Source organism: Massilia sp., from assembly GCF_046293535.1.
GTDB lineage: Bacteria > Pseudomonadota > Gammaproteobacteria > Burkholderiales > Burkholderiaceae_D > Telluria.
This window is the reverse complement of sequence record NZ_JBKBOV010000006.1, coordinates 68,666-81,167: the sequence shown is the minus strand read 5'-3', so window position 1 is coordinate 81,167 and position 12,502 is coordinate 68,666. Positions and strand designations below refer to the sequence as shown.

9 protein-coding genes are annotated in these 12,502 nt (G+C 65.0%); 3 read left to right on the top strand and 6 right to left on the bottom strand.

The window, feature by feature from the left end; all coding sequences use genetic code 11:
- Positions 1-108 precede the first annotated feature (108 nt).
- Positions 109-1,971, bottom strand: a complete 1,863-nt coding sequence (locus ACK4S9_RS05310; protein ID WP_409722484.1) for a phosphoenolpyruvate carboxykinase (GTP) — start codon at positions 1,969-1,971, stop codon at positions 109-111.
- 332 nt (positions 1,972-2,303) lie between these two features.
- Here ACK4S9_RS05310 and ACK4S9_RS05305 point away from each other — a divergent pair, with 332 nt between their 5' ends.
- On the top strand, positions 2,304-3,293 hold the full coding sequence (locus ACK4S9_RS05305) for a D-2-hydroxyacid dehydrogenase family protein (protein WP_409722481.1): 990 nt from the start codon (positions 2,304-2,306) through the stop codon (positions 3,291-3,293).
- 105 nt (positions 3,294-3,398) lie between these two features.
- Here the strand turns inward: ACK4S9_RS05305 and ACK4S9_RS05300 are convergent, their stop codons facing one another.
- The gene (locus ACK4S9_RS05300; protein ID WP_409722478.1) at positions 3,399-4,163 is read right to left on the bottom strand and encodes an L-asparaginase; all 765 of its coding nucleotides are present in this window, start codon (positions 4,161-4,163) and stop codon (positions 3,399-3,401) included.
- Positions 4,164-4,314: 151 nt separating this feature from the next.
- On the opposite strand from ACK4S9_RS05300, the gene ACK4S9_RS05295 reads away from it, so the two are divergent.
- On the top strand, positions 4,315-4,800 hold the full coding sequence (locus ACK4S9_RS05295) for an asparaginase domain-containing protein (RefSeq protein WP_409722475.1): 486 nt from the start codon (positions 4,315-4,317) through the stop codon (positions 4,798-4,800).
- Between the two features lie 176 nt (positions 4,801-4,976).
- Positions 4,977-6,590 (top strand): catalase, encoded by a 1,614-nt coding sequence (locus ACK4S9_RS05290; RefSeq protein ID WP_409722472.1) that lies wholly within the window; start codon positions 4,977-4,979, stop codon positions 6,588-6,590.
- A gap of 129 nt (positions 6,591-6,719) precedes the next feature.
- Here the strand turns inward: ACK4S9_RS05290 and ACK4S9_RS05285 are convergent, their stop codons facing one another.
- From ACK4S9_RS05285 to ACK4S9_RS05270, 4 genes are all read right to left on the bottom strand, one after another.
- On the bottom strand, positions 6,720-7,616 hold the full coding sequence (locus ACK4S9_RS05285) for a recombination-associated protein RdgC (RefSeq protein ID WP_036211683.1): 897 nt from the start codon (positions 7,614-7,616) through the stop codon (positions 6,720-6,722).
- Between the two features lie 88 nt (positions 7,617-7,704).
- Complete coding sequence (gene dinB, locus ACK4S9_RS05280; protein WP_409722469.1) at positions 7,705-8,817, bottom strand: DNA polymerase IV; 1,113 nt, start codon at positions 8,815-8,817, stop codon at positions 7,705-7,707.
- A gap of 144 nt (positions 8,818-8,961) precedes the next feature.
- Positions 8,962-10,728: a S8 family peptidase gene (locus ACK4S9_RS05275; RefSeq protein ID WP_409722467.1), complete on the bottom strand. Its 1,767-nt coding sequence runs from the start codon at positions 10,726-10,728 to the stop codon at positions 8,962-8,964.
- A gap of 432 nt (positions 10,729-11,160) precedes the next feature.
- The gene (locus ACK4S9_RS05270; RefSeq protein ID WP_409722464.1) at positions 11,161-12,501 is read right to left on the bottom strand and encodes a glycerate kinase; all 1,341 of its coding nucleotides are present in this window, start codon (positions 12,499-12,501) and stop codon (positions 11,161-11,163) included.
- Between the last annotated feature and the right edge of the window lies 1 nt (position 12,502).

The following is a 12,502-nucleotide window of genomic DNA, read 5'->3' as shown; positions in this document are numbered from 1 at the left end:
CGCAGGAATGATCCGGAAAACGCCCTGCTTCAACCATCATGACCCGGCAATAAAAAAAAAGGACAGGCGTCTAGCCTGTCCTTCGGTGTCACTGCGTAGCTGGATGAATTACGCAGCCAGTTGCTTCTCCAGCTTGGCCTTGGTGTCGACCAGCTCTTGCGGCAGGTGGTAGGCCAGCTTCTCGAACAGCTCGCTGTGCAGCTTCAGCTCTTCGTTCCAGGCATCCTTGTCGATCGAGGTGATCTGGGTGAACTGCTGCTCGGTGAAGTCCACGCCGTCCCAGTTCAGGTCGCCGTAGTTCGGCGAGGTGCCGAACAGGTGCTGCTGGCCGCCGGTGGCAGAGCCTTCGGCGCGGTCGAGGATCCACTTCAGCACGCGCATGTTGTCGCCGTAGCCCGGCCACACGAAGCCGCCGTTCTCGTCGGTGCGGAACCAGTTGACGCAGAAGATCTTCGGCGCGGTCCCGGTGGCTTCGACTTTCTTGCCGAGGTTGAGCCAGTGCTGGAAATAGTCGCTCATGTTGTAGCCGATGAAAGGCAGCATCGCGAACGGATCGCGGCGCACGATGCCCATCTGGCCGGCGGCGGCGGCGGTGGTTTCCGAGCCCATGGTGGCGGCCATGTAGACGCCTTCCACCCAGTTGTTGGCTTCGGTTACCAGCGGCACGGTGGTCGAGCGGCGGCCGCCGAAGATGAAGGCCGAGATCGGCACGCCGGCCGGGTCGTCCCAGGCGGCGTCGATGACCGGGTTCTGGGTGGCGGCGACGGTGAAGCGCGCGTTCGGGTGGGCGGCCTTGGTGCCGGACGCCGGGGTCCAGTCCTTGCCCTGCCAGTCGATCAGGTGATCCGGCGCCTGCTTGGTCATGCCTTCCCACCACACGTCGCCGTCGTCGGTCAGGGCCACGTTGGTGAAGATGACGTTCTCGCGCAGCGAGGCCATGCAGTTCGGGTTGGTCTTGTCGTTGGTGCCCGGGGCCACGCCGAAGTAGCCGGCTTCCGGGTTGATGGCGTACAGCTTGCCGTCTGCGCCCGGCTTGATCCAGGCGATGTCGTCGCCGATGGTGGTGACCTTCCAGCCGTCGAAGGCCTTCGGCGGGATCAACATGGCGAAATTAGTCTTGCCGCAGGCCGACGGGAAGGCGGCCGCCACGTATTTCTTGTCACCCTTCGGGGACTCGACGCCCAGGATCAGCATGTGCTCGGCCAGCCAGCCGGTGCCGCCGGCCTGCGCTTCCTGGTAGCCCATGTTCGAGGCGATGCGCAGCGCGAAGCACTTCTTGCCCAGCAACGCGTTGCCGCCGTAGCCCGAGCCGAAGGACCAGATCTCGCGGGTTTCCGGATAGTGGACGATGTACTTGGTGGCGTTGCACGGCCACGGCACGTCCTTCTGGCCGGCGGCCAGCGGCATGCCGACGGTGTGCACGCAGGGCACGAACTCGCCGTCGCTGCCCAGCACGTCGAACACGGCCTTGCCCATGCGCGTCATGATGCGCATGTTGACGGCGACGTAAGGCGAGTCCGACAGTTCCACGCCGATGTGGGCGATGGGGGAACCCAGCGGGCCCATCGAGAACGGCACCACGTACAGGGTGCGGCCGGCCATGCAGCCGTCGAACAGGCCGTTCAGGGTGCGGCGCATTTCGGCCGGATCCATCCAGTTGTTGGTCGGGCCGGCCTGCTCGCGGGTGGCCGAGCAGATGTAGGTGCGGTCTTCGACGCGGGCGACGTCCGACGGATCGGACCAGGCCAGATAGGAATTCGGACGCTTCGCCGGGTTCAGCTTCTTCATCGTGCCGGCTTCGACCATCTGCGCGCACAGGCGGTCGTACTCTTCTTCGGAGCCGTCGCACCAGTAGATGCTGTCAGGCTTCGTCAGGGCGGCGATGTCTGCGACCCAATTGATGAGCTTCTGGTGTTTGACGTGAGCTGGAACGTTCAGTGCGGCGACGCCGCCCATCACGGGCTGGTTCATAGATACCTCCAATGCCAATTAAGAATACTGTCGCGGCAGGATCGTCCGTCTGGCCGTGCCTTAGAATGGCGTATCGCTCCATCGGAGCGCGGCAGTTTACGGCGGTCGTGTCGACGGCCTCATAAGGGGGAAGCCGAAGCGGTGCTGCCGGGTCCGGCACAAGCGTGTCAAACCCTCAAGAATTGGCCGATTGTACACCCGCAAAACCTGATTCACGCTCGGCTACTACAAAAAAGTAGCCAAAAATGTCCGAGCAATGTAGTAGGCTATTCGAGGTCTTTTTGGAAGCTGTTATTTCGCTACGTGATCGAACTTACTAGGAAGCAACTTTTATGCGAATAGCTGTTTTGGACGATTACCAGGATGCCGTGCGCGGCCTGCAATGCTTTCGCCTGCTCGACGGACACGAGGTAAAAGTATTTACGCATGGAGCGCGCGGACTCGGCCAGTTGGCCGCGCGGCTGGCGCCTTTTGATGCGCTGGTGCTTATCCGCGAGCGCACCGCCTTCCCTGCCGCGCTGCTGGCGCGCTTGCCGAACCTGAAGCTGATCTCGCAGACCGGCAAGGTCAGCGGGCACATCGACGTGACGGCGGCGACCGGGCACGGCATTGCGATTGCCGAGGGCATCGGTTCGCCGGTGGCGCCGTCCGAACTGACCTGGGCCCTGATCATGGCGGCCAGCCGCAAGATCGTGCCGTATGCGGGCAACCTGAAGGAGGGCCTGTGGCAGACGGCCTCGGTCAATCCGGTGCTCAACGGCCTGGGGCGTTCGCTGCGCGGGCGCACGCTGGCAATCTGGGGCTACGGCAAGATCGGCCAACTGGTGGCCGGCTATGCGCGCGCCTTCGGCATGCGCGTGCTGGTGTGGGGCAGCGAAGGCAGCCGGCAGCGGGCGGTCGCCGACGGCTTCGAGGCGGCGGCCTCGCGCGAGGCCCTGTTCGCGCAGGCGGACGTGCTCACGCTGCACCTGCGCCTGGGCGAAGCGACCCGCGGCATCGTCAAGGCCGAGGATTTCGCGCGCATGAAGCCGGACGCGCTGTTCGTCAACACGAGCCGGGCCGAACTGGTCGAGGAAGGGGCGCTGGAGCAGGCGCTGCGCGCGGGACGGCCGGGCCATGCGGCGCTCGACGTGTTCACCAATGAACCGCTCAGGCCGGATTCGCCGCTGCTGCGCATCCCGACCGTGCTGGCCACGCCGCACTTGGGGTATGTGGAGCAGGACAGCTACGAGATCTATTTCCAGACCGCGTTCGAGAACATCGTGCGCTTTGCGGCGGGGCAGCCGGATAACATCCTGAATCCGGAGGCCCTAGCTGAATAAAGGGCGGCTAACAAACCCCCGAGGGCAAGGCGCATCGTCGAAGACAGTACGTTAGTACGGCGAGACGATGCAACGCAGCCATCGGGGGAATTGTTAGGCGCTCCGCTAGCTTTCCTGCTTGAGTTCTGGCATGCCGGTAAAGCTTGGCTTACGCATCGGCATCACATGCGTGCCGGTCCACAGCCCTGCCCATCCCGGCGGCCAGCCGATCTGCGGCCCCGAATACGGCTGCAGCCCGGCGCGCACCGGCACCACCGGCACCGGCGGCGCCTCGACCAGCTTGCCGCCGCTTGGGCGTTCCATGTTCAGGCTGTACATGTAGCCCGGCAGGAGCAGCTCGCACACCTGCGCGAACCAGGCCGTGTGGTCCTCGTCGCGTCCAAGCGCCTGCGCCAGGCCCTGCGGGTCGAACTTCGCCAGCGCATGGATCAGTTCGTCGGTGCTCGCGCCGGGCGAATCGCCCCAGCCCATCACGGGATTGTTGTTGTAGTCCGCCCCCGAGCCGTACCAGCCTTCGCGCCAGGTGCGCTGCATCCAGTTGCGCGGGCCGGTGAACAGGTGCCAGCGCCAGTGCAGGCCGGAGGGCTTGGGCCAGGAATACAGGTACAGTTTCTGGTAGCCCGCCTGGTGCAGCGCGCGCACCACTTCCATCAAGCGCGCATGCGGCATGCGGTCCGGCGGGGCGCGGCGGAACAGGATCGGCTCGCCATCGGCGTGCTGCACCTCGTCGCTCGACAGGTTCAGGTCGAGCGTGCGCTGCTCGCTGCCGAAGCGCGCCGAGATCCAGCCGGTGAGCAAGTTGACGTGGGTGATCACGCCATACCCTCGATGGCGGTGGAAAATGACGGTGCCCGGTGCGACGGCTTTCATGGGAGTAGATGCAGAAAAGAAAGGAGGTAGATCACAGCCGGCTCGGCCGACTGCTCATCCGATCCAGGCGATTCTAGCGCTTCACATACGGATACACTACCGTTTGCGGCTATCATTACCCACCTTTTTTTCTGCACGTGGACAAACCAACATGACTTTGCGAATCATCGCCACCGGCGGCACTTTCGATAAACACTACAACGAACTGAACGGCGTGCTCGGCTTTGCCGAGAGCCACCTGCCGGCGGTGATCGCGCGCTCGCGCATGACGATTCCGGTCGAACTCGAGGTGCTGCCCCTGCTCGATTCGCTCGACATGCAGGACCCCGACCGCCAGCGCGTGCTGGCCTCCTGCCAGGCGGCCAAAGAGAAGGCCATCGTCATCGTCCACGGCACCGACACCATGCGCGACACCGCGGCCGTGCTTGGCGCTGCACAGCTCGGCCAGACCATCGTGCTGACCGGCGCCATGATCCCCTACGAGATCGCCAATTCCGACGCCCTGTTCAACCTCGGCTTCGCCTGCGGCGTCGCGCAGACCCTGCCGGCCGGCGTCTACGTCGCCATGAACGGCCAGGTGTTCCCATGGGATAACGTCACCAAGAACCGCGCCGCCGGCGTGTTCCAGCAGCTGTAACTCACAAAACCTTCAGGGCAAGGCGCACCGCCGCAGTGGCGGACCACGAAGACAGTACGCGTGTACGGCGAGACGGTGCAACGCAGCCATGGAGGTTTTGTTTGCAGGCGCGCGCTCCCCACGCGCGCGCCTTCCTATACTGCTCTCTCCAAACGAATTTGTCCGAGGAGAGAGCAATGAACGAGCAGCGTCCTATCCTGACCACGCGCCAGGGCCACCCGGTCCGCGACAACCAGTCGCTGCGTTCGGTAGGAGAGCGTGGTCCGGCCACGCTCGAGAATTACCAGTTCATCGAAAAGATCACCCATTTCGATCGCGAGCGCATCCCGGAGCGCGTGGTGCACGCGCGCGGCACCGGCGCCCACGGCTACTTCGAGCCCTACGGCACCATCGGCGGCGAACCGGCCAGCAAGTACACGCGTGCCCGCGTGCTGAACGAACTCGGCGTGCAGACCCCGATCTTCGTGCGTTTCTCGACCGTGATCGGCGGCAAGGAATCGCCCGAGACGGCGCGCGACCCGCGCGGCTTCGCCATCAAGTTCAAGACCGTCGACGGCAACTGGGACCTGGTGGGCAACAACCTGAAGGTGTTCTTCATCCGCGACGCGATCAAGTTCCCGGACATGATCCACGCCTTCAAGCCCGACCCGGTCACCAACCAGCAGGAACCGTGGCGCTTCTACGATTTCATCTGCAGCCATCCCGAAGCGCTGCACATGGTCACCTGGGTCAAGAGCCCGTGGGGCATCCCGGCCAGCTACCGCGAGATGGAAGGTTCGGGCGTGAACACCTATAAACTGGTCAACGACCAGGGCGTGGCCCACCTGGTGAAGTTCCACTTCCAACCGAAGCAGGGCGTGCGCAACCTCACCTCCAGCCAAGCCGCCGAGATCCAGGCCCACGACACCAGCCACGCCACGCGCGACCTGTATGAGGCGATCGAGCGCGGCGAGTTCCCGGAATGGGAATTCTGCGTGCAGATCATGAGCGACGGCGAACATCCGGAGCTCGACTTCGACCCGCTCGACGACACCAAGCGCTGGCCGGAAGACCAGTTCCCGCTGCTGCCGCTGGGCCGCATCGTGCTCAACAAGAACCCCGACAACGTGTTCGCCGAGACCGAGCAGGCGGCCTTCGGCACCGGCGTGCTGGTGGACGGCATCGACTTCTCGGACGACAAGATGCTGCAGGGCCGCACCCTGTCCTATTCCGACACCCAGCGCTACCGCGTGGGACCGAACTACCTGCAACTGCCCATCAACCAGCCACAGGAAGGCGCGGCGGCGCGCACCAACCAGCGCGACGGCCAGATGACCTATTACGTGGACGGCCGCGGCCAGGACAAGCACATCAACTACGAACCGAGCCTGATGGGCGGCTACAGCGAAGCGCCGAAGCCGGACAAGGAATACAACCAGTACGTGGAAGGCCACCTGGGCCGCTACCAGACGACGCGCACGATGGACGACTACGCGCAGGCCGGGGCGCGCTACCGCACCTTCGAGGACTGGGAGCGCGACGACCTGGTCAATAACGTGGGCGGCGACCTGAAGATGTGCCCGGCGCCGATCCAGCTGCGCATGGTATGGCACCTGTGGCACTGCGACGAGGACTACGGCCGCCGCGTGGCCGAGGTGGCGGGCATCGACCTGGAACAGGCCAAGGCCTTGCCGCCGCTGCCCGGCAAGCCGGCGCCGCACCAGAACCGGCCGGGGCCGACTTACTCGAGCGGCAAGCCGGAACAGGGGGATGAGCCGTCGACCAGCGAGGAGATGGCGGGGGCGAAGTGAAGAGGTGGCAGTTTCGGTTAACTTGAACTACCGTTACCGCACCCTCTACCCGTAACCATCAATCCGTCATTCCCGCCTGCGCGGGAACGACGTTCATGGGTAACGAAGATAGTGGAAACGAGAGTCTGATTACGCCTTGGCTTCGCCGCCCAGCGCCTCGACCACATCCGCCATCAGCTTGGCCAGCTCGCCGGTCATCAGGGTGATGTCGTTGTCGAAGCGCTCGTCGTCGCTGTAGGTGACCGCTTCGCCTTCCTTGATCACGTCCAGCGGCTTGACGCCCTTGATCGCCAGCGACTCGGTCAGCACGAAGCTGATGCGGTCGTTCCAGGTCATGGCCAGGCGGGTGCACTGCTTGCCGGCCGCGATGTGGCGGCGGATGTCGTCCGGTTCCAGGGTGTGCTTCACGTAGCGCACGGCGGCGCGGCTTTCGCCGGTGGCGCGCAGTTCGGTGTCCTGGTCGATGGTGAAGCCGTAGGGCGCTTCGTCGGCTTCCAGCCAGCCGGTCATCACGGCCACCGGCGAACGCTGCACGCGCAGCGATTCGAGCGGCATGCGGTCCACGGCCTTGAGCAGCAGCTTGATGACGTCGTCCGCCTTCGACGGGCTGGCGGCATCGACCACCAGCCAGCCGTTGACCGGGTCGATCCAGACCCAGACGTTGCTGCGGATCGAGAAGGCGCGCGGCAGCAGTTCGTCGGCCACGCGTTCCTTCAGTTCCTTCATTGCCTTCTTACCCGGCGGGAAACCCTGCTGCTCTTCCAGCTCGGCGGCCTTGGCCTTGGCGACCTGGTTGATGACCGAGCTCGGCAGCAGCTTCTTCTCGGTGCCCAGCATCATCAGCATCTGCTTGTTGACGACATGCACCAGCTTGCCGTTGCCGCGTGGCGAATCCCAGCCCTGGCGCAACAGCTCGTTGCTGCTCGCGGGCGTGAAAGCCTGCGACTGCAGGGCTTCTTCCATCTGTTCAGGGTTGAACGCCCAGGGAGCGGGCAGGCGATAAATCTGGAGATTCTTGAACCACATACGCTGTTATCCGATTGTTTCAGTATTTCAAGGGAACGACATTCTACGCTGCTCAGCGGAAATTGCGGCCGGCAGCACGGGGAAAAAATTATTCTATTGACGAGTCGCCAACAGCCTCGACGATCGCCGCCGGCAGCGCGTCGTCGAACAGGCGCAATTGCTCGACCGTCTCGGTATCGCTCAGGCGCACGCCGAGGCCCAGCAGGCGCACCGGACGGTTATGGCGGGCCCAGCCGGTTTCCATCAGGCGTGCATAGGTCGGGATATGTGGCGCATAGCCAACACACTCGACCGTGGTCTGCTGGAAGTCCGAGAACTTGATCTTCACAAACAGTTTGTTGATGAATTTTTCGGCGCCATTGCGCTTGATGCGGGCCAGCAGGTGCTCGAACAGGTCGGGCAGCAGGCGCAGGCAGGCATCCAGGTCCGGCACGTCCGGCGTGTAGGTTTCCTCGGTGCTGATCGACTTGCGCTCGCGCGAGGTGTTCACCGCGCGCTCGTCGATGCCGCGGCAGAGCTTGTAGAGCCGGTAGCCGAAGCTGCCGAAATGCTCGGTCAGCCGCTCGATGCTCCAGTGGCGCATGTCGGCGCAGGTCTGCAGGCCGAGCCGGTGCATCTTCTCGGCCGTCACCTTGCCCACGCCATACAGTTTTTTCACCGGCAGCGCGGCGACGAAGGCGTCCACCTCTTCCGGGCGCACGAGAAAAAGGCCGTCCGGCTTGTTCCAGTCGCTGGCGATCTTGGCCACGAACTTGTTCGGCGCCACCCCGGCCGAGGCGGTGATGCCGACGGTCTCGAAAATGCGGCGCCGGATCTCCTGCGCGATCAGGGTGGCGCTGCCCTTGCAGTGCGGCGAATCGCTGACGTCGAGGTAGGCCTCGTCGAGCGAGAGCGGCTCCACCAGGTCGGTGTAGTCGCGGTAGATGTCCATGATTCTCCGCGAGGCGATCCGGTATTTTTCCATCGCCGGCGGAATCACCAGCAGCTGCGGGCACAGCTTCATGGCCTGGGCGGTGGCCATGGCCGAATGGATGCCGTAGCGGCGCGCCTCGTAGTTGCAGGTGGCGATCACGCCGCGCTGGTCGGGACGGCCGCCGACCGCGAGCGGACGCCCGCGCAGCGAGGGGTCGTCGCGCATCTCGACCGATGCATAGAAACAGTCGCAGTCGCAGTGGATGATTTTACGGAGCGGAGAATTCACATTGACGGCAGAGCCGACTACTGTCATTCCATACAGTATCCGTTGAAAGCTGAGTTATTGCAAGGCACCAAAAAAGAACGCGCGGCATGCCGCGCGTTCCCGGATGAAGGCGGCGCAGGGGAGCGCGCCGTTTCGTCCTGACTATTACCAGCTGAGCTTCAAGGTGTACTTGCCGCTGGTCGAGCCGGTGCCGCCGCTGTAGTACACGACGCGCACGTAGCGGCTCGCCGTGGTGCTGCCGGTGTTGGCCGAGCTCGCGCTGTCGACCGCGCCGCTGCCGTTCTCGCTGCGGCTGAGCAGCGTGCCCGAGCTGTTGTAGATGTACAAGTCGTAGTCCGAGGTCGAGTTCGGGGTCATGGACGCACTCAGGGTCTTGCCTGCCGGCAGATCGACACGGAAGTAATCCGTATCGGTCGAGCTGCCCATGGCGCCGTTCACGGTGGTGCCGCTGGTCGAGACCAGATTGGCGGTGCCCAGGGTGTTGTTCGACTCGGTCTCGTTGATGACCGTTCCGCTCGGTGGGGTGGTGCCGCCGATCGCCGCGTTGACCGCCGCGGTCGCGTCGACGATGCCGGTGCCGCAACCCGAGCAGGTCGCCGGGAAGGCGCGCGCGGTCGACTTGAGCATGCTTTCCACCTGGTCCGGGGTAAGGGTCGACTTGGCCGCGAACATCAGCGCCGCCACGCCGGCCACGTGCGGAGTCGCCATCGACGTGCCCTGGTAGCCGGCGTAGTTGTCCGAACCCGGGGTCGACGAGCCCGAGTTCAGGGTCGAGATCACGCTGTAGCTGCCGTCGCCGCCCGGGGCCGCCACGTCGACCAGGGTGCCGTAGTTCGAGTAGGAGGCGCGGCCGCCGGTCTTGCCGGTGGCTGCCACGGCGATCACGCCCGAGCAGTTCGCCGGGCTGGCGTTGCTGACGTTCATGTTGTCGTTGCCGGCCGCCACGACCACGACCGAGCCGCGCGAACGGGCGCCATTGATTGCGGTCTGGGTGGTGGCGTCGCAGGCGCCGCTGCCGCCCAGCGACAGGTTCAGCACTTTCGCCTTGTTGGCATTGGTTGGCACGCCGGTCACGGTGCCGCCCGAGGACCAGGTGATCGCGTCGGCGATGTCCGAGGTGTAGCCGCCGCACTTGCCGAGCACGCGTACCGGGATCATCTTGGCGTTGTACGCCACGCCGGCCACGCCCAGGCTGTTGTTGGTCTTGGCGGCAACGGTGCCGGCCACGTGGGTGCCGTGCCAGCTCGAACCCGATGCCGGCGAGCCGGCATAGCATTCGCCGGCGGCCACCCAGTCGCCCGGGTCGCTCGGATCGCTGTCGCGGCCGTTGCCGTCGTTGCCGATGGTGGCGCTGCTGATGAAGTCATAGCCGGCCAGGTGCTGACCGCTCAGGTCGGCGTGCGGGCGGTAGCCGGTGTCGATCACGGCCACCACCACGCCGGTGCCGGTCGACTTGTCCCAGGCGGTCGGCAGGCGCAGCCCGCCGACCGAGTCGGTGTAGTGCCACTGCTGCGCGTAATACGGGTCGTTCGCCGTCGCCATGTGGGTCATGATGCGGTCCGGCTCGGCGTATTCGATGTTCGGGTCACGCGCCATCATTTCGGCGGCAACTTTCTGTACGTCATTCAGGTGTTTTTTGCCGTTGAGCTTGAAGACACGGGCGCCGCTGGCAATCGCGTGGCTTTCCCGGACGGTCATGCCGAACTCCTGGCCTGCGCGCTCGAGCTTGGCTTTGCGCTCCTGGGCCAGTGCGGCGACCGCGTGCCCCCGCGCTTGACCCTTGGTCTTCTCCACCGAGAGGTCGTCCTTGTACTTGACGATGATCTGGTCAGTCTCCATGACGAATTGCTGTTTGCCGGCCGGCTTGTCGTTACCGACGCCCGCCGCAGCCGTCACGGACGCGACTGCCAACGATACTGCGACACAAATCTTCAACATTGCAGGTTGCATCGAATGCGATTGCTTCATGTTTCTTCCTTATTGTGTGTTTTCCGTCAAGCGACTGAACCTCGCCTGTGTCATTGATTTCCGGTCATTGCCGGTGCCGTCTGAATGCGGCGAAAGGCAGCGTAATACGAAAGGAAAAAGTTCGGCGTGACAATTCGAGACAATTCAGCGTATTAACAACACTTGGAGAAACCGATGCTTCAGAAACATGTTTTCTTCGGCGAAACGTTAAAACAGGCAAATAACGTATGCCACAATTGTGTTGATATACCTCAAAAACCTTTCCTTTTGGATAAGGTAAACAAGTGCGTATTGTTCAGGCTTAATGACAAATAAAAAGGCCGCGCAGAGCACGGCCTCATACAGTCGATAGCGCCGATGATGCGACGCTGGGATCTACAACACGTCGGTTTCGATGACGATGGCGCGGAAGTCGTTGACGTTGGTGCGGGTCGGGCCGGTGACGATCAGTTGGCCGAGAGCGCCGAAGAAGCCGTAGCCGTCGTTGTCCGCCAGGCGCGCGCGTGCATCCAGTCCCTGGGCGCGGGCTCGCGCCAGCGTGCCGGGCGCGAGCCAGGCTCCGGCATTGTCCTCGGTGCCGTCGATGCCGTCGGTGTCGGCGGCGAGCGCATGCACGCCCGGCAGGCCGTCGAGGGCGACGCCGAGGGCCAGCAGGAACTCGGCATTGCGCCCGCCCCTGCCCTGCCCGCGCACGGTGACGCTGGTTTCGCCGCCCGAGAGGATCACGCAGGGCGCGCCCAGCGGCTGGCCGTGCCGCACGACCTGGCGCGCGATGCTGGCATGTACCAGCGCCACCTCGCGCGCCTCGCCTTCCATGCTCGACGACAGGATCAGCGGCGCGTAGCCGGCCGCGCGCGCGGCGCTTGCCGCGGCATCGAGCGACTGCTGGGCGGTAACGATGACGTGGGTGGCGTTGCGCGCCAGGCGCGGATCGCCCGGCAGCGGCGCCGCCAACTGCGCGTCCAGCAGCACCGTGCGCGCGGCGTCGGGCACCGGGATCCCATACTTCTCGAGGATGGCGAGCGCATCGCGGCCGGTGCTGCCGTCGGGCACCGTCGGGCCCGATGCCACCACGGCCGGGTCGTCGCCCGGCACGTCCGACACCACCAGGGTCACCACGCGCGCCGGGTAACAAGCCAGCGCCAGCCGCCCGCCCTTGATCGCAGACAGGTGGCGGCGCACGCGGTTCATCTCGCCGATCGGCGCGCCGCAGCGCAGCAGTTCCCGGTTCAGCGCGCGCTTTTCCTCGAACGTGATGCCAGGGGCGGGCAGCGACATCAGGGCCGAGCCGCCGCCGGACACCAGGCACAGCACCAGGTCGTCCGGTCCCAGTCCGGCGGCGGCATCGAGCATGCGGCGCGCCGCCTCCTCGCTGGCGGCGTCCGGCACCGGATGGCCGGCTTCGATGACCTCGATGCGGCGAGTCGGCGCGCCGTGGCCGTAGCGCGTGACCACCAGCCCTTCGAGCGCCCCCCGCCAGTGGCGCTCGACCGCCTCGGCCATGCGCGCGGCCGCCTTGCCCGCGCCCAGCACCAGGGTGCGTCCCCTGGGCGGCGGCGGCAGGTGCGGCGCGACCAGGTAGTAGGGGTCGGCGGCGGCCATGGCGGCGTCGAACAGGTGCTGCAACAGCGGGTGGGCGGTGGGCATGGCGTTTCTCATCCGGGGCGAAGCATGATATTTACACAAAAGCGCCGGGATCGCGAAAACGGCGCCCATC